Source organism: Pseudomonas sp. NFACC04-2, from assembly GCF_900119265.1.
In the GTDB taxonomy this organism is placed as follows: domain Bacteria; phylum Pseudomonadota; class Gammaproteobacteria; order Pseudomonadales; family Pseudomonadaceae; genus Aquipseudomonas; species Aquipseudomonas fluorescens_AA.
The window spans coordinates 134,047-157,740 of sequence record NZ_FPJC01000008.1 but is presented as its reverse complement, the minus strand read 5'-3'; the positions used below and the strand labels follow the sequence as shown (position 1 = coordinate 157,740).

The window sequence follows — 23,694 nt, the reverse complement described above, 5'->3', positions numbered from 1 at the left end:
AATTACCTGAATAAAGCAGGCACGAGGTGCGTGGTGGATTTCCCTTCCCGTTTTGAAGTGATCGTCATCGGCGGCGGTCATGCCGGTACCGAGGCAGCACTTGCATCAGCACGCATGGGGGCAAAAACCCTGCTGCTGACGCATAACGTGGAAACCCTTGGCGCCATGAGTTGCAACCCTGCCATTGGTGGCATTGGCAAAAGCCACCTGGTCAAGGAGATCGATGCCCTTGGGGGCGCGATGGCCATGGCCACCGATAAGGGTGGTATCCAGTTTCGCGTATTGAACAGCCGCAAAGGCCCAGCCGTTCGCGCCACTCGCGCCCAGGCCGACCGCATCCTGTACAAGGCCGCTGTCCGCGAAATCCTGGAAAACCAGCCGAACCTGTGGATATTTCAGCAAGCAGCGGATGACCTGATTGTCGAGCAGGACCAGGTACGTGGTGTCGTGACGCAGATGGGCCTGCGTTTCTTCGCCGATTCCGTGGTGTTGACCACCGGGACCTTCCTCGGTGGACTTATCCACATAGGCTTGCAGAACTTTTCCGGCGGTCGCGCGGGTGATCCGCCGTCGATCGCTCTGGCTCACCGTCTGCGTGAGCTGCCATTGCGTGTGGGGCGCTTGAAAACCGGTACGCCACCGCGTATCGACGGGCGTTCTGTGGATTTCTCGGTGATGACCGAGCAGCCTGGCGATACGCCGATCCCGGTAATGTCGTTCATGGGCAACAAGGAACAGCATCCACGGCAAGTCAGTTGCTGGATCACCCACACCAATGCCCGTACCCATGAAATCATTGCGGCGAACCTTGATCGTTCGCCGATGTATTCCGCTGCCGGTGAAATCGAAGGCATCGGCCCGCGTTATTGCCCGTCGATCGAAGACAAGATCCATCGCTTTGCCGACAAGGAAAGCCACCAGGTCTTCATCGAGCCGGAAGGCCTGACCACACATGAGCTGTACCCGAACGGAATTTCCACCTCCCTGCCGTTCGATGTGCAATTGCAGATCGTGCAATCGATTCGCGGCATGGAAAACGCCCACATCGTTCGCCCCGGCTACGCCATCGAATACGACTATTTCGATCCGCGTGACCTGAAGTACAGCCTGGAAACCAAAGTCATCGGCGGCCTGTTCTTCGCCGGGCAGATCAACGGCACTACCGGTTACGAAGAGGCCGGCGCCCAAGGGTTGTTGGCCGGTGCCAACGCGGCACTGCGGGCCCAGGGCAAAGACAGCTGGTGCCCGCGCCGCGATGAGGCCTACATCGGTGTGCTGGTGGACGACCTGATTACCCTGGGTACCCAGGAACCGTATCGGATGTTCACCTCTCGCGCCGAATATCGCCTGATCCTGCGTGAAGACAACGCCGACCTGCGCCTGACCGAGAAAGGTCGCGAGCTGGGTCTGGTGGATGACGTGCGCTGGGCCGCTTTCTGCACGAAACGCGAGCGTATCGAGCTGGAAGAGCAACGCTTGAAAAGCACCTGGGTTCGTCCCGGTACCGAGCAGGGCGATGCCATCGCGGCGAAATTCGGTACGCCGCTGACCCACGAATACAACCTGCTCAACCTCTTGAGCCGTCCGGAAATCGATTACGCCGGGCTGGTGGAAGTGACCGGCCAGGGCGCGGAAGATCCGCAGGTGGCCGAACAGGTCGAGATCAAGACCAAGTACGCCGGTTACATCGACCGCCAGCAGGATGAAATCGCCCGCCTGCGCGCCAGCGAAGACACCAAGCTGCCTGTGGATATCGATTACACCGGCATTTCCGGGTTGTCGAAAGAAATCCAGAGCAAGCTCGGTGCGACCCGTCCGGAGACCCTGGGCCAGGCCTCGCGCATTCCCGGCGTCACGCCAGCGGCGATTTCCCTGTTGATGATTCATTTGAAAAAACGCGGCGCGGGCCGCCAGTTGGAGCAAAGCGCTTGAGTTCGATGGTCACCTCGCAACACGCTGAAGAGTTATCCACAGGTGCCCGTGAACTCGGCGTCAGCCTGAGTGAAGCCCAGCACGCGCAGTTGCTGGGTTATCTGGCGCTGTTGATCAAATGGAACAAGGCCTACAACCTGACTGCCGTGCGCGATCCGGATGAAATGGTCTCGCGGCATTTGCTCGACAGCCTCAGCGTGATGTCCTTCATCGAAAACGGTCGTTGGCTGGACGTCGGCAGTGGCGGCGGTATGCCGGGCATCCCCCTGGCGATCCTGTTTCCCGACTCGCAAGTGACTTGCCTGGACAGCAACGGCAAGAAAACCCGCTTCCTGACCCAGGTCAAACTCGAACTCAAACTGGATAACCTGCAAGTTATCCACAGCCGCGTCGAAGCGTTCCAGCCTGCCGAGCCGTTCAACGGGATCATCTCCCGGGCGTTCAGCAGTATGGAGAACTTCAGCAACTGGACTCGCCACCTGGGCGACGCCGATACGCGCTGGCTGGCAATGAAGGGCGTTCATCCGGCCGATGAGCTGGTAGCATTGCCGGCAGACTTCCACCTCGATAGCGAACACGCCTTGGCCGTACCCGGTTGCCAAGGCCAACGCCATCTGCTGATACTGCGCCGCACGGCATGATTGGGAACACAAGCAAGAATGGCTAAGGTATTCGCGATAGCGAACCAGAAAGGTGGTGTGGGCAAGACCACCACCTGCATCAACCTCGCAGCATCCCTGGTCGCGACCAAGCGTCGGGTGCTGTTGATCGATCTCGATCCACAGGGCAACGCCACCATGGGCAGCGGTGTGGATAAACATGGCCTGGAAAACTCCATCTACGACGTCCTGATCGGCGAATGCGATCTGGGCCAGGCCATGCACTTCTCCGAACATGGCGGTTATCAACTGCTGCCGGCCAACCGTGACCTGACGGCGGCCGAAGTGGTGCTGCTAGAAATGCAGATGAAGGAAAGCCGCCTGCGCAGCGCCTTGGCGCCGATCCGGGAAAACTACGATTACATCCTGATCGACTGCCCGCCGTCGCTGTCGATGCTGACCCTCAACGCCCTGGTCGCCGCCGATGGGGTCATTATCCCCATGCAGTGCGAGTACTTCGCCCTGGAAGGGTTGAGCGACCTTGTGGATAACATCAAGCGCATCGCCGAACTGTTGAACCCGGACCTGAAGGTCGAAGGCCTGTTGCGGACCATGTACGACCCGCGCCTGAGCCTGATGAACGATGTCTCGGCCCAGCTCAAGGAACACTTCGGCGAGCAGCTCTACGACACCGTCATCCCCCGTAACATCCGTTTGGCCGAGGCGCCGAGCTACGGCATGCCGGCCCTGGCCTACGACAAACAATCCCGTGGTGCGCTGGCTTACCTGGCCCTGGCGGGCGAGATGGTTCGTCGTCAGCGCCGCAACCCACGCAACGCTGCAGCCCAGCCAACTTAAGGAAACCCCATGGCCGTCAAGAAACGAGGTCTCGGACGTGGACTGGATGCACTGCTCAGCGGTCCGACTGTCAGCTCGCTGGAAGAACAGGCCGTACAGGCCGACCAGCGCGAGCTGCAGCACTTGCCCCTGGACCTGATCCAGCGCGGCAAATACCAGCCGCGCCGGGACATGGACCCGCAGGCGCTGGAAGAACTGGCCCAATCGATCAAGAGCCAGGGCGTGATGCAGCCGATCGTGGTCCGGCCGATCGCCAATGGACGCTTCGAGATCATCGCCGGCGAACGGCGCTGGCGCGCCAGCCAGCAGGCCGGCCAGGAAACCATCCCGGCGATGGTCCGCGATGTGCCGGATGAAACGGCCATCGCCATGGCGCTGATCGAGAACATCCAGCGCGAAGACCTCAACCCGATTGAAGAAGCTGTAGCCCTGCAACGTCTGCAGCAGGAGTTCCAGCTGACCCAGCAACAGGTCGCCGAGGCGGTGGGCAAGTCCCGCGTGACCGTGGCCAACCTGTTGCGGCTGATCGCGTTGCCGGAGGTCATCAAGACCATGCTGTCCCATGGCGACCTGGAAATGGGCCATGCCCGAGCATTGCTCGGTTTGCCGGAAAATCAACAGGTTGAAGGGGCGCGACATGTTGTCGCACGCGGCCTCACCGTGCGCCAAACCGAGGCATTGGTTCGTCAGTGGCTCAGTGGCAAACCGGCACCTGTCGAGGCACCCAAGATCGATCCGGATATCGCCCGCCTCGAACAACGCCTGGCCGAGCGCCTGGGCTCTGCGGTGCAGATTCGCCACGGGAAGAAGGGCAAGGGCCAATTGGTGATCGGTTATAACTCCCTCGATGAGCTGCAGGGTGTCCTTGCACACATTCGCTGAAACAATTGCTCTTGTAGCGCGCAGTCGGAAATCACTACCTGGCAGTTGAATAGGGGCAGAACCGCCCCTATACTCTGCGCGCATTTTGTCGGCACAAATTATGCCAAGTTATTGAATTATGGCGGCCGACTATTGGAGAGCAAAAGCGATGGAAACCCGCACGCCAAACCGCTTGCCGTTCCATCGTCTGGCAGTTTTCCCGGTTTTGATGGCTCAATTCACCGTCGTACTGATCGCCACATTGGCGCTCTGGCAATGGAAAGGAGTCGTCGCCGGATACTCAGGGCTTTGCGGAGGCCTGATAGCCTTGCTTCCCAATATTTACTTTGCTCATAGGGCCTTTCGGTTTTCCGGCGCCCGAGCAGCCCAGGCTATCGTCCGGTCTTTTTATGCCGGCGAGGCGGGGAAACTGATTTTGACGGCAGTGCTGTTTGCATTGACGTTCGCAGGTGTGAAGCCACTGGCGCCGCTGGCTGTATTCAGCGTCTTCGTGCTGACCCAACTGGTTAGCTGGTTCGCTCCCCTGCTAATGAGAACAAGACTTTCGAGACCTTAGGGCGTTTGAGGCAACCATGGCAGAGACAACCGCTTCGGGCTATATCCAGCACCACTTGCAGAACCTGACCTTCGGTCAGCTACCCAACGGCGGCTGGGGCTTCGCCCACACCGCAGCAGAAGCCAAGGAAATGGGCTTCTGGGCTTTCCACGTCGATACCCTCGGCTGGTCGGTCGCACTGGGTCTGATTTTCGTTCTTCTTTTCCGCATGGCGGCGAAGAAGGCGACCTCCGGACAGCCAGGCGCACTGCAGAATTTCGTTGAAGTACTGGTCGAATTCGTCGATGGCAGCGTGAAAGACAGCTTCCATGGCCGCAGCCCGGTGATCGCACCGCTGGCACTGACCATCTTCGTCTGGGTGTTCCTGATGAACGCCATCGACCTGGTACCGGTCGACTGGATTCCTCAGCTGGCCATTCTGATCTCCGGCGATGCACATATCCCCTTCCGCGCCGTGTCGACCACCGACCCGAACGCGACCCTGGGCATGGCGTTCTCGGTTTTCGCACTGATCATTTTCTATAGCATCAAGGTCAAGGGCATCGGCGGCTTCATCGGCGAACTGACCCTGCACCCGTTCGGCAGCAAGAACATCCTCGTTCAGGCCCTGCTGATTCCGGTGAACTTCCTGTTGGAATTCGTGACCCTGATCGCCAAGCCGATTTCTCTGGCACTGCGTCTTTTCGGCAACATGTATGCCGGCGAACTGGTGTTCATCCTGATCGCTGTGATGTTCGGCAGCGGCCTGCTCTGGCTCAGCGGCCTGGGTGTAGTTCTGCAGTGGGCGTGGGCTGTGTTCCACATCCTGATCATCACCCTGCAGGCGTTCATCTTCATGATGCTGACCATCGTCTACCTGTCGATGGCGCACGAAGAAAACCATTAAGGCCAGTCTCGACTAGTCTGATGTCCTTCCCGGTCAAACGGGAAGGAGCCCGAACCGGGCTGAGAAACGATTTGTTTTACCGCTTTAATCTAAAAAACCTAAACCATACGACGTAAAAGTCGGGAGGAAAGATGGAAACTGTAGTTGGTCTAACCGCTATCGCTGTTGCACTGTTGATCGGCCTGGGCGCACTGGGTACCGCAATTGGTTTCGGCCTGTTGGGCGGCAAGTTCCTGGAAGGCGCAGCGCGTCAACCAGAGATGGTTCCAATGCTGCAAGTCAAAATGTTCATCGTGGCCGGTCTGCTCGACGCCGTGACCATGATCGGTGTTGGTATCGCGCTGTTCTTCACCTTTGCGAACCCGTTCGTTGGTCAAATCGCTGGCTAATTACTCGGATGTCTCGAGTAGATTGGTGTGATGGACAACGTAACTGCGAGGTGTTGGCGTGAACATTAATGCGACCCTGATTGGCCAGTCCGTTGCGTTCCTGATTTTTGTACTGTTCTGCATGAAGTTCGTATGGCCTCCGGTCATTGCGGCATTGCACGAACGTCAAAAGAAGATCGCTGATGGTCTGGACGCTGCCAGCCGTGCAGCTCGCGACCTGGAGTTGGCCCATGAGAAAGTGGGTCAGCAACTGCGCGAAGCGAAAGCTCAGGCAGCTGAAATCATCGAGCAAGCCAAGAAACGCGGTACCCAGATTGTCGACGAAGCCCGTGAACAGGCTCGCGTCGAAGCTGACCGTGTGAAGGCTCAGGCTCAAGCCGAGATCGAACAGGAACTCAACAGTGTCAAAGACGCGCTGCGTGCCCAAGTGGGTGCTCTGGCCGTTGGCGGTGCTTCGAAGATCCTGGGTGCCACAATCGATCAAAACGCGCACGCAGAGCTGGTAAACAAACTGGCTGCTGAAATCTAAGCGAGGGCGATCATGGCAGAACTGACCACGTTGGCCCGACCTTACGCTAAGGCGGCCTTCGAGCACGCTCAGGCCCACCAGCAACTGGCCAATTGGTCAGCCATGCTCGGCCTGGCAGCAGCGGTGTCGCAAGACGGCACCATGCAGCGCGTGCTCAAGGCCCCGCGACTGACGAGCGCAGAAAAGGCCGCCACGTTCATTGACGTGTGCGGCGACAAGTTCGATGCCAAGGCACAGAATTTCATTCACGTCGTTGCCGAAAACGACCGTCTCCCGCTTCTGCCGGAGATCGCCGCTCTTTTCGACCTGTACAAGGCCGAGCAAGAGAAATCGGTAGACGTGGAAGTCACCAGTGCTTTCGCATTGAACCAAGAACAGCAAGACAAACTCGCCAAGGTTCTCAGTGCACGACTCAACCGGGAAGTGCGCCTGCAAGTCGAGGAAGACAAGTCCCTGATTGGGGGCGTTGTCATCCGCGCCGGCGACCTGGTTATCGATGGCTCGATTCGCGGCAAAATCGCGAAACTTGCCGAAGCATTGAAATCTTGAGTTTGAAGGGGCAGCAGAGCAATGCAGCAACTCAATCCTTCCGAAATAAGTGAAATTATCAAGGGCCGCATCGACAAACTCGATGTGACCTCCCAAGCCCGTAACGAAGGCACTGTCGTCAGCGTATCTGACGGCATCGTGCGGATTCACGGTCTGGCCGACGTCATGTACGGCGAGATGATCGAGTTTCCGGGCGGCGTCTACGGTATGGCCCTCAACCTGGAGCAAGACTCTGTAGGTGCCGTGGTATTGGGCGCGTACACGACGCTGGCTGAAGGCATGAGCGCCAAGTGCACCGGCCGCATCCTCGAAGTTCCGGTAGGTAAGGAACTGCTGGGGCGCGTTGTCGACGCACTGGGTAACCCTGTTGACGGCAAAGGTCCGCTGAACAACACCGAGACCGACGCGGTCGAGAAAGTTGCTCCAGGCGTGATCTGGCGTAAGTCGGTAGACCAGCCTGTACAGACTGGCTACAAGGCTGTCGATGCCATGATCCCTGTCGGCCGTGGCCAGCGTGAGCTGATCATCGGCGACCGTCAGATCGGTAAGACCGCTCTGGCGATCGACGCGATCATCAACCAGAAAAACAGCGGCATCTTCTGCGTCTACGTGGCAATCGGTCAGAAGCAATCGACCATCGCCAACGTGGTTCGCAAGCTGGAAGAGAACGGTGCACTGGCTAACACCATCATCGTTGCCGCCAGTGCTTCCGAATCGGCCGCACTGCAGTTCCTGGCACCGTACTCCGGTTGCACCATGGGCGAATACTTCCGCGACCGCGGTGAAGACGCGCTGATCGTTTATGACGATCTGTCCAAGCAAGCAGTGGCCTACCGCCAGATTTCCCTGCTGCTGCGCCGTCCACCAGGCCGTGAAGCCTACCCAGGCGACGTGTTCTATCTCCACTCCCGTCTGCTGGAGCGCGCATCCCGCGTTTCGGAAGAGTACGTAGAGAAGTTCACCAACGGCGCAGTGACTGGCAAGACCGGTTCCCTGACCGCGCTGCCGATCATCGAAACCCAGGCTGGCGACGTTTCCGCGTTCGTTCCGACCAACGTGATTTCCATCACCGACGGTCAGATCTTCCTGGAATCGGCCATGTTCAACTCGGGCATCCGTCCTGCTGTGAACGCCGGTGTTTCGGTATCCCGTGTGGGTGGTGCCGCTCAGACCAAGATCATCAAGAAGCTGTCCGGTGGTATCCGTACCGCCCTGGCCCAGTACCGTGAACTGGCGGCATTCGCCCAGTTCGCTTCTGACCTGGACGAAGCGACCCGTAAGCAACTTGAGCATGGTCAGCGCGTTACCGAGCTGATGAAGCAGAAGCAATACGCACCAATGTCGATCGCTGACATGGCGCTGTCGCTGTATGCCGCTGAGCGTGGGTTCCTGACTGACATTGAAATCGCCAAGATCGGCAGCTTCGAACAAGCGCTGATCGCTTTCTTCAACCGCGATCACGCCGATTTGATGGCCAAGATCAACGTTAAAGGTGACTTCAATGACGAAATCGACGCTGGCCTCAAGGCTGGTATCGAGAAGTTCAAGGCCACCCAAACCTGGTAAGCCGCAGCGGGAGCCGCAAGGCTCCCGCTTGCTAACCTGATAGGTGTTACATGGCAGGCGCAAAAGAGATTCGCAGTAAGATTGCGAGCATCAAAAGCACGCAAAAGATTACCAGCGCCATGGAAAAAGTGGCGGTCAGCAAAATGCGCAAGGCACAAATGCGCATGTCTGCTAGCCGTCCTTATGCGGAGCGCATCCGCCAGGTGATTGGTCATCTGGCCAACGCCAACCCGGAATACCGCCACCCGTTCATGATCGAACGCGCCGTCAAGCGCGTCGGTTACGTTGTGGTGAGCAGTGACCGTGGTCTGTGCGGTGGCTTGAACACCAACCTGTTCAAGGCCCTGGTCAAGGACATGGCGGTAAACCGCGAACAAGGCGTCGAGATCGATCTGTGCGTGGTCGGTAGCAAGGGTGCGGCTTTCTTCCGCAACTTCGGCGGTAACGTCGTCGCTGCTATCAGCCACCTGGGTGAAGAACCGTCGATCAATGACCTGATCGGCAGCGTCAAGGTGATGCTGGATGCTTACCTGGAGGGCCGGATCGACCGCCTGTCCGTGGTATCCAACAAGTTCATCAACACCATGACGCAACAGCCGACCGTGGAGCAGTTGATTCCACTGGTGGCGACCCCGGAACAGGAACTCAAGCACCACTGGGACTATCTCTACGAACCGGATGCCAAGGAGCTGCTCGACGGCTTGATGGTCCGCTACGTGGAGTCGCAGGTCTACCAGGCGGTGGTCGAGAACAACGCAGCTGAACAAGCGGCGCGGATGATCGCGATGAAGAACGCTACCGACAACGCCGGTGATTTGATCAGCGATTTGCAGCTGATCTACAACAAGGCGCGTCAGGCTGCGATCACCCAAGAGATCTCGGAAATCGTCGGCGGCGCTGCCGCGGTTTAACGGTTCAAATATTCAGAGGATCCAGCTATGAGTAGCGGACGTATCGTTCAAATCATCGGCGCCGTTATCGACGTGGAATTCCCACGCGACAGCGTACCGAGCATCTACGACGCCTTGAAGGTTCAAGGCGCCGAAACCACCCTGGAAGTTCAGCAGCAGCTGGGCGACGGCGTGGTTCGTACCATTGCGATGGGCTCCACCGAGGGCTTGAAGCGCGGTCTGGACGTCAACAACACTGGCGCAGCCATCTCCGTACCGGTCGGTAAAGCGACCCTGGGCCGGATCATGGACGTACTGGGCAACCCGATCGACGAAGCTGGCCCGATCGACACCGAAGAACGCTGGGGCATTCACCGTCCTGCGCCAACCTTCGCTGAACAGGCCGGTGGCAACGAACTGCTGGAAACCGGCATCAAGGTTATCGACCTGGTTTGCCCGTTCGCCAAGGGCGGTAAAGTCGGTCTGTTCGGTGGTGCCGGTGTAGGCAAGACCGTAAACATGATGGAACTGATCCGTAACATCGCCATCGAGCACAGCGGTTATTCCGTGTTCGCCGGTGTGGGTGAGCGTACTCGTGAGGGTAACGACTTCTACCACGAGATGAAGGATTCCAACGTTCTGGACAAAGTGGCACTGGTCTACGGCCAGATGAACGAGCCGCCGGGAAACCGTCTGCGCGTAGCCCTGACCGGCCTGACCATGGCCGAGAAGTTCCGTGACGAAGGTAACGACGTTCTGCTGTTCGTCGACAACATCTACCGTTACACCCTGGCCGGTACCGAAGTATCCGCACTGCTGGGCCGTATGCCTTCGGCAGTAGGTTACCAGCCGACCCTGGCTGAAGAGATGGGCGTGCTGCAAGAGCGCATCACTTCCACCAAGCAAGGCTCGATCACCTCGATCCAAGCGGTATACGTACCAGCGGACGACTTGACCGACCCGTCGCCAGCGACCACCTTCGCCCACTTGGACGCCACCGTCGTTCTGTCCCGTGACATCGCTTCCCTGGGTATCTACCCAGCGGTAGACCCACTGGACTCGACTTCGCGCCAACTGGACCCGAACGTGATCGGCCAGGAGCACTACGACACCGCTCGCGGCGTTCAGTACGTGCTGCAGCGTTACAAGGAACTGAAGGACATCATCGCGATCCTGGGTATGGACGAGCTGTCGGAAGCCGACAAGCAGTTGGTAAACCGTGCTCGTAAGATCCAGCGCTTCTTGTCGCAGCCGTTCTTCGTGGCTGAAGTCTTCACCGGTGCCTCGGGTAAATACGTTTCCCTGAAAGACACCATTGCTGGCTTCAAAGGCATCCTCAACGGTGACTACGACCACCTGCCAGAACAAGCGTTCTACATGGTCGGCGGCATCGAAGAAGCGATCGAGAAAGCCAAGAAACTGTAATCCCGGCGCCCGGTAACGGGCGCTAATTTAGGTTGAGGCAATCAGATGGCTATGACAGTCCATTGCGATATCGTCAGTGCGGAAGGGGAAATCTTCTCCGGTCTGGTCGAGTTTGTGGTTGCGCACGGTGAGCTGGGTGATCTTGGTATCGCCCTGGGTCACGCACCGCTGATCACCAGCTTGAAGCCAGGTCCGATTACTCTGACCAAGCAGGGCGGGGAAAGGGAGGTGTTCTACATCTCCGGTGGTTTCCTCGAGGTTCAGCCGAACATGGTCAAGGTCCTTGCCGACACCGTGCAACGTGCTGCCGACCTGGACGAAGCCTCCGCTCAGGAAGCCGTCAAGGCTGCCGAGAAGGCTCTGAACGAAAAAGGCGCAGACTTCGACTACGGTTCTGCTGCCGCACGTCTGGCCGAGGCCGCAGCCCAGCTGCGTACCGTCCAGCAGATCCGCAAGAAGTTCGGCGGCTAAGCCGTCTGCTTTCTGTGCGATTGATTAAAAAGGGTAGCCTCGGCTACCCTTTTTTCTTTTCCCCTATTCATTACCTGGTCGCAGCCGCTGACCACCCAGGATTGGTAGCCAGTCATGTCTCTTGAAATCGTTATCCTCGCGGCCGGCCAAGGCACCCGCATGCGTTCGGCGTTGCCCAAGGTCTTGCACCCGGTCGCCGGCAATTCCATGCTCGGTCATGTTATCCACAGCGCGCGGCAACTTGATCCACAGCGCATTCACGTGGTCATCGGCCACGGTGCCGATGCGGTACGCGAACGCCTGGCAGCGGATGACCTGAATTTCGTCCTGCAGGACAAACAACTGGGCACCGGCCATGCCGTGGCCCAGGCCGTGCCGTTCATCACGGCCGATACAGTGTTGATTCTCTACGGCGATGTGCCGCTGATCGAAGTGGAGACCTTGCAGCGCTTGCTCAAGCACGTCGCCCCGCAGCAATTGGGCCTGTTGACCGTCGAGCTGGATGACCCCACCGGTTACGGCCGCATTGTGCGCAACGCCGACGGCCAGGTGACGGCGATTGTCGAGCAAAAGGACGCCAACGAAGCCCAGCGCGCGATCACCGAGGGCAACACCGGGATCCTGGCTGTACCGGCCGAGCGCCTGGGCGATTGGATGAGTCGTCTGTCGAACAACAATGCCCAAGGCGAGTATTACCTGACTGATGTGATTGCCATGGCTGTTGCCGATGGGCTGGTGGTCGCCACCGAGCAGCCGCTGGACGCCATGGAAGTGCAGGGCGCCAACGATCGCCGGCAACTGGCCGAGCTGGAGCGCCACTATCAATTGCGCGCCGCCCGCCGCCTGATGGCCCAAGGCGTGACCCTGCGCGATCCATCCCGTTTCGACGTGCGCGGTGAAGTCAGCGTGGGTCGCGACGTGGTCATCGATATCAACGTCATCCTCGAAGGCAAGGTCGTCATCGAAGACGACGTGGTCATCGGCCCGAACTGCGTGATCAAGGACAGCACCCTGCGCAAGGGAGTGGTGATCAAGGCCAACAGTCATCTGGATGGCGCGGTCATGGGCGAGGGCAGCGACGCCGGCCCGTTTGCGCGCTTGCGTCCAGGCTCCGTGCTGGAAGCCCGTGCCCATGTGGGTAACTTCGTCGAACTCAAGAACGCTCATTTGGGCGAAGACGCCAAGGCTGGCCACCTGACCTACCTGGGTGACGCTGAAGTCGGCGCCCGCGCCAACATTGGCGCCGGCACCATCACCTGCAACTACGATGGCGCCAACAAGTGGAAAACCGTAATGGGTGACGATGTCTTCATCGGCTCCAACAACTCCTTGGTGGCGCCTGTGGATATCTCCAGCGGTGCGACCACGGCGGCCGGTTCGACCCTGACCCAGAATGTGGATAACGGCCAATTGGCGGTGGGGCGCGCGCGCCAACGCAACATCGACGGCTGGAAGCGGCCGGAAAAAATCAAGAAGCCCTAAGTTATCCACAACCCCTGTGGGAGCGAGCTTGCTCGCGATGGCGGTGTATCAGGTAAAGCTGTATTGCCTGGCCTGGCCCCTTCGCGAGCAAGCCCGCTCCCACAGTGATGAGAGGGTTTCTGAATTTTTCTTCTGGCGCCTTGACGATATCGTTGCAATAGGTTTTGATTGCTTACGTTATCTTTCGAATCGAAACTTAAGCCGCCATGTCGAAACGCAATACACCTCAGCGCCGTCACAACATCCTTGCTTTGCTCCAAGAGCAGGGCGAGGTCAGCGTGGATGAGCTGGCCAAGCGTTTCGAAACCTCGGAGGTTACGATTCGCAAGGATCTCGCCGCCCTGGAAACCAATGGCCTGCTTCTGCGTCGCTACGGTGGTGCGGTGCCGATGCCGCAGGAATTGGTGGCCGATAACGGGCAAACCGTCTCCAAGTACAAACTCGCCATTGCCCGGGCCGCTGTGAAGCGGATCCGCGAACATGCGCGGATCATCATCGACAGCGGCAGCACCACCGCCGCCATGATCCCTCAACTCGGCCAACAGCCGGGCCTGGTGGTGATGACCAATTCCCTGCATGTCGCCAATGCCTTGAGCGAACTGGAGCACGAGCCGGTGCTGTTGATGACCGGCGGCACCTGGGACCCTCACTCCGAGTCGTTCCAGGGCCAGGTGGCCGAGCAGGTTCTGCGTTCCTACGACTTCGACCAGTTGTTCATCGGCGCCGACGGCATCGATCTGGTTCGAGGTACCACCACCTTCAACGAACTGCTGGGCTTGAGCCGCGTGATGGCTGAGGTTGCCCGGGAAGTGATCGTGATGGTGGAGGCCGACAAGATCGGCCGCAAGATCCCCAACCTGGAGCTGCCGTGGAGCAGCGTCCATACCCTCATTACCGATGATCGCCTGCCCGTAGAGGCCCGCGATCAGATTCAGGCCCGCGGTATCACCGTGATCTGCGCGCCTGTCAGCCAGGAGAAATAGCATGTGTGGAATTGTCGGCGCCGTTGCTGAACGCAACATCACAGCAATCTTGCTCGAAGGCCTCAAGCGCCTGGAATACCGCGGCTACGATAGCGCCGGTGTGGCGGTGTTCACCAACGACGAGAAGCTCGAGCGCATGCGTCGTCCGGGCAAGGTGAGCGAACTGGAGCAGGCGCTGGACGCCGAGCCGCTGCTCGGTCGCCTCGGTATCGCCCACACTCGTTGGGCCACCCATGGCGCGCCGTGCGAGCGTAACGCTCACCCGCATTTCTCCGGCGATCTGGCGGTGGTGCACAACGGCATCATCGAAAACCACGAAGCCCTGCGTGAACAGCTCAAGGCGCTCGGTTATGTGTTCACTTCGGACACTGACACTGAAGTCATCGCCCATCTGCTCAACCACAAGCTCAAGGACCTGGCGGACCTGACCGTGGCCCTCAAAGCCACCGTCAAGGAGCTGCACGGTGCCTATGGCCTGGCGGTCATCAGCGCGAAACAACCTGATCGCCTGGTCGCAGCCCGCAGCGGCAGTCCATTGGTGATCGGCCTGGGCCTGGGGGAAAACTTCCTGGCTTCCGATCAACTGGCGCTGCGTCAGGTCACCGACCGCTTCATGTACCTGGAAGAAGGCGATATCGCTGAAATTCGCCGCGACAGCGTGCAGATCTGGGACATCGACGGCAAAGCTGTGGAGCGCGAGACCGTCCAGTACCGCGACGGTGCCGAAGCCGCCGACAAGGGCGAGTTCCGCCACTTCATGCTCAAGGAAATCCACGAACAACCGGCCTTGGTGCAGCGCACCCTGGAAGGCCGCATGAGCCAGAGCCAGGTGCTGGTCCAGGCGTTCGGCCCACAGGCCGCCGAACTGTTCGCCAAGGTCCGCAACGTGCAGATCGTGGCGTGCGGCACCAGTTATCACGCCGGCATGGTCGCCCGTTACTGGCTCGAAGAACTGGCCGGTATTCCGTGCCAGGTCGAAGTCGCCAGCGAGTTCCGCTATCGCAAGGTGGTGGTGCAGCCGGACACCTTGTTTGTCACCATTTCCCAGTCCGGGGAAACAGCCGACACCCTGGCCGCCCTGCGCAACGCCAAGGAACTGGGTTTCCTTGCCAGCCTGGCGATCTGCAACGTCGGCATCAGCTCGCTGGTGCGCGAGTCCGACCTGACCCTGCTGACCCAGGCCGGCCGTGAGATCGGCGTGGCGTCGACCAAGGCATTCACCACGCAACTGGTGGGCCTGCTGCTGCTGACCCTGTCCCTGGGCCAGGTCCGCGGCACGCTGGGCGAGGGCGTCGAGGCCAAACTGGTGGAAGAACTGCGCCGCCTGCCGGCCCGCCTGGGCGAAGCCTTGGCCATGGACAGCACCGTGGAAAAGATCGCCGAGCTGTTCGCCGAGAAGAACCACACCCTGTTCCTCGGGCGTGGTGCGCAATTTCCGGTGGCGATGGAAGGGGCCTTGAAGCTCAAGGAAATCTCCTATATCCACGCTGAGGCCTACCCGGCCGGTGAACTCAAGCACGGCCCGCTGGCGCTTGTGGATAACGACATGCCGGTGGTCACCGTGGCGCCGAACAACGAGCTGCTGGAAAAGCTCAAGTCCAACCTGCAGGAAGTGCGCGCCCGTGGCGGCCAGTTGATTGTCTTTGCAGACGAACAAGCCGGCATGACCAACGGTGAAGGCACCCACGTGGTGCACATGCCGCACATTCACGACATCCTGTCGCCGATTCTCTACACCATCCCGTTGCAACTGCTGTCGTACTACGTTGCGGTGCTCAAGGGCACTGATGTGGACCAGCCGAGGAATTTGGCGAAGTCTGTGACGGTGGAGTGAGTCGTCTACCAAGGGCGAGGCTTCTTGGTGATCCTACGTAATGAATCTGGTCGGGTTTAGCATCGCTAAACCCGTCATTCGTTCAGCCGCATCGTTCCCTACACATGGCTGACACCTTGATGGTCTCACTCCTTCACTGAACCGCTGAAGAGAAAACCGACCTGACATCTGCGTTGATCTTTGAGAAACCAAATTTGGCTTTGGAAGGTATTTTTAGATTTTCTCTATGAGTATGAAAAAATACTTTCATTTTCTCGTTATGGGCAGATGCCGACCTTCCATGTGCTAGTATTTTTACAAATCCTCAAAGAAATTGAAAAAATACTGCTATGCCGAAAAAAACAGCACCCCTCATGCCATCCGCTGAGCGGCTCCTGCGCCAGCTTGGCGAACGGATCGAGCTGGCTCGTAAGCGCCGTAAGATCACTGCGGCGCAAATGGCTGCGCGGGCGGGCATGAGCGCTCCCACGTTGAGGGCGCTGGAAAGTGGCAGTCCTGCTGTGACCATCGGGGCTTACGTTTCGGTATTGGTAGCCTTGGGGTTGGAGAAGGATCTTGAATTGCTCGCGCGCACGGATGAGTTAGGCCGTGATCTGCAAGATGCTGAATTGAAAGGGCGTTCTGCAGTCGAGCACATCAAGCCAAAAGTACGGCTGCCTCAGTTTCATTGGGACAACCTGGTCAGCGTCTCGGCAAAAGAGAACAGTTCTTCCTCACCAGCCGCTGACACTCGAAGCCAGACAAGCTCTGAACTGGCTAAGAAGCTTTTAGGGGACGACGATGTCTGAAAGGATTTTCGTCTACGCAGACTGGAATGAAACAGCACCCGTACTGCTTGGAACCCTTCATTCCCGCAGATTGGCAGGATCCGAGCGTATGGAGTTCGAGTACGCGCGGGCTGTTCTTCAAACCCTTCACACTCAGGTTGCGATCGACCCCCGAATTCAGCCTTACGAAGGGCGGCAATATCCAGCGAGAAATTGCTTTGGGTGCGTATCGGACTCCTCGCCTGATCGATGGGGGCGACTGCTGATGGATCGTCGCTTGGAGCGGGATAAAAGAGCAGGGGTCGTACCGCAGGACGCTCGGCTGTTTGACTCGGACTATCTCATCGGGGTTCATGACGCCTATCGGGTAGGAGGGCTGCGTTTCAAAATCGAGGAAGAAGGAGCGTTCCTCGACGACCATGTGGAGCATGCCGCCCCACCGATGGCCCGCATGCGTGAGCTTGAAGAGGCTTCGCGTCGATTTGAAGCTGGAGAGGATCAGGGGGCTCAGGGTCAGGACTGGATTCGAATGCTCATTGCTCCAGGTGGCTCTCTGGGTGGAGCGAGGCCCAAGGCAAGCGTAGTAGATGACGATCACGCACTCTGGATAGGAAAATTTCCCAGTAATAGAGACACCCACGACGTGGGCGGCTGGGAGATGGTCGTCAACACATTGGCCCAAGGCTGTGGGCTCTATGTGGCTGAAGGAAAAGCGCAACGGTACGCGAGCGAGTACCACTGTTTCATGGTTAAGCGCTTTGACAGAACGGCAGGGGGTGGTCGACTTCACTTTGCCTCAGCGATGACCCTGACGGACCATCAGGATGGTGATGGGCATGAGACAGGGGCCAGTTACTTGGAGATTGCAGAGGTATTGGTCAGGGAGGGAGCCGCTGCCGACGTGGATCTTCCCGAGCTTTGGCGAAGAATTGTCTTCAACATGCTGGTTTCGAATACTGACGACCATCTACGAAACCATGGCTTCCTACTGGAGCCAGGGCGCGGTTGGCGTCTTTCGCCTGCGTATGACATGAACCCTGTCCCTGGTGACACTGGCTTGAGGCTCAACGTTTCAGAGGCCGATAACGCCATAGACCTCGATTTGGCAATGAGCGTCGCCGGTTATTTCCGCGTCTCCGCTGACGATGCCAGAAAAACCATCGAGAGGTTCCAGGGCGTCGTCAGCAAATGGCCCAGGGTCGCGCGCTATCTGGGCATCTCAAGCAATGAGCAGCAGCGGATGGCGCCAGCATTTGCGCTGGCCCCCTAAGCCCTACTCCAGAAAACAACGATCAAAAAGGTAAACGCTGGCCGGCTTGAGGTTTTCCACGGTGCGTTGCGGCCGGCCGCCGTCGCCGCTTTTCTTGCGACCAGTCTCCTGCAAATAACCCGCCTCGGTCATTTTCAGCAAACGCTGGCGCATGCTGGTCTTGAGCACCGGGCGGTCGAGCACCACGGAGAAAATGCTCACCGCTTCCGGCGCGCTGAATTCCGGGCCCAGGAACATCAGCGGCAAGCTGCTGTAGAGGGCTTTGGACAACAGCCGTTCCTGGACCGCCGCCACCAGGCTGTTGTGGTCGAAAGGGAGTTTGATCGAGGCGTCGGCGACATCCTTGAGGGGGAAAAACCCCTGGTGTTCGGCGAGTTGGACCGCCTCGCTGACAATCGCCAGGTAGAACGTTGACGATGACCAGCAGCGTGGGTCGCGGAACGCGTCGCCGACGGTGCCGACCTGTTCGATCCAGGCCAGCGGCATGCCCACTTTGCTTGAGCTACGCAGGCGCTCCACGGCGTCGTTCAGCGTGAGATCTTCGACGCCTCCATTGACCACGATCCCGGGCAGCGCCCAATGGCCGGCGAACGGCTCGGCTTCCCGTCTGTTCAGGAGGATTTCCAGCGCCTGGGTCTCCCGGCAGAAGCGCAGCACACAGAGGTCGATGGTGTGCAGGTAACCGCGTGCGGGAGCTGTGCTAGTGGGCATGTCGATTTCCGTGGGTAGCGTAAAGGTCATAGTTTAACGGGTTCATGCCGGGGGCCATCCAGTCGCTGGGAAGCGACTCGCCCAAGGCCAGTCGTTCGCGAACCACCGTGCTGCGCACGTGGATCTTTTCCTCCACGCGAAGGATGGAAAAACGCTCCAGCAGTTCCTGCCCGCGATAGAAGGTCGGCAGCAGATCCGCGACATCCTGGCCCACCACCAACGCAATCCGCTTGCCGTCCAGGGCCAGGCTGTCGGCGAGGTGGGCAAGGAGGGTGTAGCTGTAGATCGCGCCTTCAACGCCACGGGCCACGACCTGCTCCACCCGGCTTGCACGCACTTCGGCGCGGCACAGCGGTTGAACGTTCTCGACGATTGATTCCAGCCAGTTCAGGCGCACCTCATAGTCGACCATTTGCTTGCCGTAGGGATGCCGCAAGCTTGGGACCACCAGCACGCGCCTGGCTTGGCATGAGGCCTCGATCATCACCTGGGCATGACCGGCGTGAGGGGGGTTGAAGGCGCCGCCATAAAGGGCTATCTCGAACATGGCTCATCCTCTTTTGGTACATGACATGTACTCTATCAGCAAAATCTTTTTTGTGAAAACCCACTTTCTGTTGCACCAATTGGTTTGGATAGAAAGGGCACGTCAAAAATATTTCTACGGATGGCTTGTTATGAAAGTACACCTTGTGTACTCTCGTGGCCATGAAGAGGAGAAACCCAGCATGAACAGCCTGACCCGGAAAACCGCTTCCTTCGATGTCGATGCGCAAAAGAGCTTCACGCCGCTATGCCCCGATGAGCTTCCGGTGCCGGGTGGTGACCAGATTGCCGGTGAGCTGAATTTCATCGCATCCCTGGCCAGCCTCCGTGTCGGCAGCAAGGACGCCCATTCGCCCCTGGCCCCGTGGGTGGTCGCCGATCACGCACAGATGTTCGTGCCGACTGGGCTCGAGCATGCCGACATCACTTGGGTCAGCCACTGCGTCCCTGGTACCGAAGGTTTCGCCCTGCTGGATCAACTGCCGACCCCCTACGACTACGACTATTTCGTCTGGAAGGGTGTCGAGCCGGATTTGCACCCGTACGGCGCCTGCTACCACGACCTGCACGGCAAGCTGTCCACTGGGGTGATCGAATACCTGAGAGGCCTGGGTGTCGAGCAGGTCATTGTCGGCGGGCTGGCGCTGGATTTCTGCGTCAAGACCACCGCTCTGCAACTGGCTGCCGCCGGCTTCAAGGTGATCATTCACCTCCCGGCTTGCCGGGCCATTAGTGAGGAGGGGGCCCTTCAGGCCATCCAAGACATGCAGCAAGCGGGGATCTCGGTTGCCGCGAGCCGCGAAGAAACCATCCGCCTGGCAAACCCATAAGGAAGAGACATGGACAGTGCATTCGATTCAAGCAGCGGTACCATCCAGAGTCTTTTGGATACCGACTACTACACCTTCACCATGATGCAGGCGGTCTTGCACCAGCACCCGAATGTCGAGGTGGAATACCAGTTCATCGTGCGTTCCAAGGAGCGGCTCGGTCACCTGATTCCGGACATTCGTGTCGAGCTGGAGAAGCTCGCCGGGTTGCAGCTGCGCGAGGGGGAGCAGCGGTTTCTGTTCAACAAGCGTTTCCGTGAGTACCTGACCCCGGACTTCGAACAGTTTCTCGGCCTGTTTCGCTTCAATTTGCGCTACATCCACGTTTCGGAAGTCGATGGCCAACTGCACATCCGTGTCCGTGGGCCGATGCTGCACTGCATCATGTTCGAACAGCCGGTATTGGCGATGGTCAGCGAACTGCGCAATCGCGAGAAATACCCCGAGGTCGAGTTGGCCGACGTCACCCGCAAGCTGTACCAGAAGTTCGAATGGCTGGAGAAAAATGCCAGTCGTGAAGAACTCGCCGAGTTTCGCGTTTCAGACTTCTCCACCCGGCGGCGGCTGTCGTTCAGGGCCCAGCGTGAAGTGGTGAATGTGATGCGCAGCGATTTTCCTGGGGTCTTTGTCGGCACCAGCAACGCTCACTTGGCCTACGAGTTCGATCTGCCCCTGATCGGCACAATGGCCCACCAGTGGCTGATGGTGCACCAGCAACTCGGGCGCTTGCGCGAGAGCCAGAACGCGGCGTTGGAAAACTGGGTGCACGAGTATCGCGGCCGGCTCGGAATCGCGCTCACGGACTGCATCAGCACCGACTTTTTCCTCAAGGATTTCGACCTGTACTTTGCCAAGCTCTATGACGGCCTGCGTCAGGATTCCGGTGACCCGATCGTCTGGGCGGACAAGGTGCTGGGGCGCTACCAGGAACTCGGTGTCGACCCACGCACCAAGGACCTGATGTTCTCCGATGGCCTCAATTTCGAAAAGTGCCTGCCGATCCTGCGTCATGTTCGCGGCAAGGCCAAATTCGGTTTTGGTATGGGCACCAGCCTGGCCTGCGATGTCGACGGTGTCGAACCGCTGAGCATCGTCATGAAACTGGTGCGGGTCCACGGCGAACCGGTGGTGAAGTTCTCCGACGACCCGATCAAGAACGTCTGCGAGGATGCCTCGTTTCTGCGCTACGCCGCCCAAGTGTTCAACGTCGCCCTGATCAATCCACAGTTGGGAGCTTGATATGACTTCGTTTCAGCAAGAGAGCATTGCCCGGGAACTGGGCATCGACCGCCAACTCACACAGGGCGGCGAAGCAACCGAGATTGCCCGCCGCGTCGAGTTCATAAAGCAGATAGTGCGCGAATCGGGTTGCCAGTCCCTGGTCCTGGGGATCAGTGGCGGCGTCGACTCCCTCACCGCCGGCCGCCTCTGTCAGTTGGCGGTGGAGCAACTGCGGGATGAAGGCTACGCGGCGCGGTTTATCGCCGTCCGGCTGCCGTACAAGGCCCAAGCCGATGAGCAAGACGCCCAGGCTTCCCTGGACTTCATCCGGCCGGACGTGATCACCACCAGCAACATCGCCGCGTGTGTCGACGGGCTGATGGGCAGTATCGCCATCGAGGGCTTGCAGCCTTCGGCCGAACTCATCGACTTTGCCAAAGGCAACGCCAAGGCCCGGGCACGGATGTTGGCGCAATACGCCATTGCCAATCTGAGCAACGGGTTGGTGGTGGGCACCGATCATGGGGCAGAGGCGGTGATGGGATTTTTCACCAAGTTCGGCGACGGCGCGTGCGACCTGGCACCGTTGTCCGGACTGACGAAGACCCAGGTGAGATGGTTGGCCGACGCGATGGGCGCCCCCGCGCACCTGGTGCGCAAGGCGCCGACCGCGGATCTGGAAGACCTGGCGCCCGGCAAGTTGGATGAAGTGGCGTATGGCTGCAGCTACGAGGAAATCGATGCGTACCTGATGGGCGAAGAGGTGTCGGCCCAGGCGCGACAGATCATTGAACGCGCCTACCTCAAGACAGCCCACAAACGTGCATTGCCACGCGTCCCTGCATCGTTGTAATAGGGTTCTGATGGGACATTTGGTTTTGAACGGAGTGGGTAAATGACACAGGCAATCAGCATCAAGGATCGCGTACGCATCAAGCACGTCGAAGTCCTTTCGGACGATTGGTACGTGCTGCGCAAGACCACCTATGACTACCTCGGCCGCAACGGCCAATGGCGCGAACTGACGCGCGAAACCTATGACCGGGGCAACGGCGCCACCATCCTGCTGTACAGCAAGGCCAAGCAAACGGTGGTGTTGACCCGGCAGTTCCGCTTCCCGGCCTTCGTCAACGGGCACGATGACCTGCTGATAGAAACCTGCGCCGGCCTGTTGGACAACGACGACCCGCACACCTGTATCCGCAAGGAAACCCAGGAGGAAACCGGCTACATCATCCAAGACGTGCGCAAGGTGTTCGACGCCTTCATGAGCCCGGGCTCGGTGACTGAGCGGGTGCATTTTTTCGTCGGCGAATATTTCGACGAAGACAAGCAGCACGAAGGCGGCGGCCTTGAAGCCGAGGGCGAAGAGATCGAAGTGCTGGAACTGTCCCTCGACCAGGCCTTGGGCATGATCGAGAGCGGGGAGATTTGCGACGGCAAGACCATCATGTTGTTGCAGTACGCCAAGCTGCATCGGTTGCTGGATTAGCCCCAGGCTTGCTGAGGGCGGACCGCACCGCTGCCGAATCTTTCGCGATAGGCGGTGGGCGGCAAACCGACAGCGTTCCGGAACGCCGCCCGGAAACTCTCCACTGATCGATAGCCGCAGGCCTGGGCGATGCCGGCCATGCTCTGGTCGGTGCTTTCCAGCAGCTCCCGTGCCCGGTTCAAGCGCTCTTGCTGCAGCCAGGTCTTGGGCGGCAGGCCGGTGGTTTCGACGAAGCGCCGCAGGAAGGTGCGCTCGCTCATGGCGACGCGGGCGGCCATGTCGCCGACGCTCAGGGGATGATCCAGATGCTCGCGAAGCCACTGCAGGATGCGGGTCAGTTCGTTGCGTGGCGACTTGCTCACGGGAGCGACGATGAACTGGGCCTGGCCACCGGTCCGTTGCGGCGCCATGACCAGGCGACGGGCCACGGAGTTGGCGACATGCGTGCCGAAGTCCCGGGCAATCAGGTGCAGGCAGGCGTCGATGCCCGCTGCGCTGCCGGCTGAGGTGATCAATGGTCCGGAATCGACATACAACACGTTCGGGTCGACCGTGATCAGCGGGAATCGCTCGGCCAGTTCTGCGCAGAATTGCCAATGGGTGGTCGCGCTCTTGCCGTCGAGCAGCCCGGTGGCGGCCAGGGCAAATACCCCCGAGCAAATCGACAGCAGGCGTGCGCCGCGGGCGTGGGCGCGGCGCAGTGCTTGTAACAGCGCTTCAGGGGGCGCTGCATGGTGGTTGCGCCAGCCGGGGATGATGATGGTTCGCGCGCTGTCCAGTGCTTCGAGCCCCGCGTCGACGGCGATCCGAAGGCCGCCCAGCGCATGCATCGGTCCTGGATCGACGGCGACGATTTGATGGTCATACCACGCTACATTCAGCTCCGGACGAGGCAGGCCGAAGATCTCCAGGGCGATACCAAACTCGAATACGCACAGGCCTTCATAAACGAGGATCGCCACGGTTCCGGGGTGCGCGTGCATTTGGCGTGATTCCACCGTTTATTGTCTTGCGCTGCACTGTAGC

25 protein-coding genes are annotated in these 23,694 nt (G+C 59.4%); 22 read left to right on the top strand and 3 right to left on the bottom strand.

Features of this window, described 5'->3' with window-relative positions; translation table 11 throughout:
• The first annotated feature begins 33 nt into the window (after positions 1–33).
• The 18 genes from mnmG (at position 34) to BT125_RS13470 (ending at position 17,868) form a co-directional block, all read left to right on the top strand.
• Positions 34–1,932, top strand: coding sequence for a tRNA uridine-5-carboxymethylaminomethyl(34) synthesis enzyme MnmG (mnmG, locus tag BT125_RS13555; protein ID WP_060739910.1), 1,899 nt, complete (start codon positions 34–36; stop codon positions 1,930–1,932).
• Positions 1,933–1,937: 5 nt separating this feature from the next.
• Positions 1,938–2,573 (top strand): 16S rRNA (guanine(527)-N(7))-methyltransferase RsmG, encoded by a 636-nt coding sequence (gene rsmG / locus BT125_RS13550; protein WP_170842301.1) that lies wholly within the window; start codon positions 1,938–1,940, stop codon positions 2,571–2,573.
• Between the two features lie 18 nt (positions 2,574–2,591).
• Entirely contained in the window at positions 2,592–3,389 is a 798-nt protein-coding gene (locus BT125_RS13545; protein ID WP_072407658.1) for a ParA family protein, read from the top strand.
• A gap of 9 nt (positions 3,390–3,398) precedes the next feature.
• Complete coding sequence (locus BT125_RS13540) at positions 3,399–4,271, top strand: ParB/RepB/Spo0J family partition protein (protein WP_060739912.1); 873 nt, start codon at positions 3,399–3,401, stop codon at positions 4,269–4,271.
• A 148-nt stretch (positions 4,272–4,419) separates the two neighbouring features.
• A complete protein-coding gene (locus BT125_RS13535; RefSeq protein ID WP_014340990.1) occupies positions 4,420–4,827 on the top strand; it encodes a F0F1 ATP synthase subunit I in 408 nt (135 codons plus the stop codon).
• A gap of 16 nt (positions 4,828–4,843) precedes the next feature.
• Positions 4,844–5,713 carry a F0F1 ATP synthase subunit A gene (gene atpB / locus BT125_RS13530; RefSeq protein ID WP_039593180.1) on the top strand — a complete coding sequence of 290 codons (870 nt, stop codon included), beginning with the start codon at positions 4,844–4,846 and terminating at the stop codon, positions 5,711–5,713.
• Between the two features lie 131 nt (positions 5,714–5,844).
• On the top strand, positions 5,845–6,102 hold the full coding sequence (atpE, locus tag BT125_RS13525; RefSeq protein ID WP_003097235.1) for a F0F1 ATP synthase subunit C: 258 nt from the start codon (positions 5,845–5,847) through the stop codon (positions 6,100–6,102).
• 58 nt (positions 6,103–6,160) lie between these two features.
• Positions 6,161–6,631, top strand: coding sequence for a F0F1 ATP synthase subunit B (locus BT125_RS13520; protein ID WP_047230097.1), 471 nt, complete (start codon positions 6,161–6,163; stop codon positions 6,629–6,631).
• Between the two features lie 12 nt (positions 6,632–6,643).
• The gene (locus BT125_RS13515) at positions 6,644–7,180 is read left to right on the top strand and encodes a F0F1 ATP synthase subunit delta (protein ID WP_060739913.1); all 537 of its coding nucleotides are present in this window, start codon (positions 6,644–6,646) and stop codon (positions 7,178–7,180) included.
• 21 nt (positions 7,181–7,201) lie between these two features.
• On the top strand, positions 7,202–8,746 hold the full coding sequence (atpA, locus tag BT125_RS13510) for a F0F1 ATP synthase subunit alpha (protein WP_053126819.1): 1,545 nt from the start codon (positions 7,202–7,204) through the stop codon (positions 8,744–8,746).
• Positions 8,747–8,796: 50 nt separating this feature from the next.
• The gene (atpG, locus tag BT125_RS13505) at positions 8,797–9,657 is read left to right on the top strand and encodes a F0F1 ATP synthase subunit gamma (RefSeq protein WP_072407656.1); all 861 of its coding nucleotides are present in this window, start codon (positions 8,797–8,799) and stop codon (positions 9,655–9,657) included.
• A 27-nt stretch (positions 9,658–9,684) separates the two neighbouring features.
• Complete coding sequence (gene atpD / locus BT125_RS13500) at positions 9,685–11,061, top strand: F0F1 ATP synthase subunit beta (protein ID WP_003187186.1); 1,377 nt, start codon at positions 9,685–9,687, stop codon at positions 11,059–11,061.
• A 45-nt stretch (positions 11,062–11,106) separates the two neighbouring features.
• The gene (locus BT125_RS13495; protein ID WP_072407653.1) at positions 11,107–11,532 is read left to right on the top strand and encodes a F0F1 ATP synthase subunit epsilon; all 426 of its coding nucleotides are present in this window, start codon (positions 11,107–11,109) and stop codon (positions 11,530–11,532) included.
• A 114-nt stretch (positions 11,533–11,646) separates the two neighbouring features.
• A complete protein-coding gene (gene glmU, locus BT125_RS13490) occupies positions 11,647–13,014 on the top strand; it encodes a bifunctional UDP-N-acetylglucosamine diphosphorylase/glucosamine-1-phosphate N-acetyltransferase GlmU (protein ID WP_072407651.1) in 1,368 nt (455 codons plus the stop codon).
• 206 nt (positions 13,015–13,220) lie between these two features.
• A complete protein-coding gene (locus BT125_RS13485) occupies positions 13,221–13,997 on the top strand; it encodes a DeoR/GlpR family DNA-binding transcription regulator (protein ID WP_060739917.1) in 777 nt (258 codons plus the stop codon).
• Position 13,998: 1 nt separating this feature from the next.
• Complete coding sequence (glmS, locus tag BT125_RS13480) at positions 13,999–15,831, top strand: glutamine--fructose-6-phosphate transaminase (isomerizing) (protein WP_072407649.1); 1,833 nt, start codon at positions 13,999–14,001, stop codon at positions 15,829–15,831.
• Positions 15,832–16,160: 329 nt separating this feature from the next.
• On the top strand, positions 16,161–16,619 hold the full coding sequence (locus BT125_RS13475) for a helix-turn-helix domain-containing protein (protein ID WP_072407647.1): 459 nt from the start codon (positions 16,161–16,163) through the stop codon (positions 16,617–16,619).
• Positions 16,612–17,868 (top strand): type II toxin-antitoxin system HipA family toxin, encoded by a 1,257-nt coding sequence (locus tag BT125_RS13470; RefSeq protein WP_072407645.1) that lies wholly within the window; start codon positions 16,612–16,614, stop codon positions 17,866–17,868. The genes BT125_RS13475 and BT125_RS13470 overlap by 8 nt, the downstream gene beginning before the upstream one ends.
• A 3-nt stretch (positions 17,869–17,871) precedes the next feature.
• Here BT125_RS13470 and BT125_RS13465 read toward each other — a convergent pair whose 3' ends face one another.
• Together BT125_RS13465 and BT125_RS13460 are read right to left on the bottom strand one after the other, a co-directional pair.
• Entirely contained in the window at positions 17,872–18,579 is a 708-nt protein-coding gene (locus BT125_RS13465; protein ID WP_072407643.1) for an NUDIX hydrolase, read from the bottom strand.
• A complete protein-coding gene (locus tag BT125_RS13460) occupies positions 18,569–19,126 on the bottom strand; it encodes an adenylyltransferase/cytidyltransferase family protein (RefSeq protein WP_072407641.1) in 558 nt (185 codons plus the stop codon). Before BT125_RS13460 ends, BT125_RS13465 begins: the two co-directional genes overlap by 11 nt.
• Positions 19,127–19,307: 181 nt before the next feature.
• Between BT125_RS13460 and BT125_RS13455 the strand changes: the two genes are divergently transcribed.
• From BT125_RS13455 to nudK, 4 genes are read left to right on the top strand one after another with little or no spacing between them, the layout of a single operon-like run.
• Positions 19,308–19,955 (top strand): nicotinamidase, encoded by a 648-nt coding sequence (locus BT125_RS13455; RefSeq protein ID WP_072407639.1) that lies wholly within the window; start codon positions 19,308–19,310, stop codon positions 19,953–19,955.
• 9 nt (positions 19,956–19,964) lie between these two features.
• Positions 19,965–21,194, top strand: coding sequence for a nicotinate phosphoribosyltransferase (gene pncB / locus BT125_RS13450; RefSeq protein WP_072407637.1), 1,230 nt, complete (start codon positions 19,965–19,967; stop codon positions 21,192–21,194).
• A gap of 1 nt (position 21,195) precedes the next feature.
• The gene (gene nadE, locus BT125_RS13445; RefSeq protein ID WP_072407635.1) at positions 21,196–22,029 is read left to right on the top strand and encodes an ammonia-dependent NAD(+) synthetase; all 834 of its coding nucleotides are present in this window, start codon (positions 21,196–21,198) and stop codon (positions 22,027–22,029) included.
• Positions 22,030–22,071: 42 nt separating this feature from the next.
• On the top strand, positions 22,072–22,668 hold the full coding sequence (gene nudK / locus BT125_RS13440; RefSeq protein ID WP_060739927.1) for a GDP-mannose pyrophosphatase NudK: 597 nt from the start codon (positions 22,072–22,074) through the stop codon (positions 22,666–22,668).
• Here nudK and ftrA read toward each other — a convergent pair.
• Positions 22,665–23,651, bottom strand: coding sequence for a transcriptional regulator FtrA (ftrA, locus tag BT125_RS13435; protein ID WP_072407633.1), 987 nt, complete (start codon positions 23,649–23,651; stop codon positions 22,665–22,667). The genes nudK and ftrA overlap by 4 nt on opposite strands.
• Between the last annotated feature and the right edge of the window lie 43 nt (positions 23,652–23,694).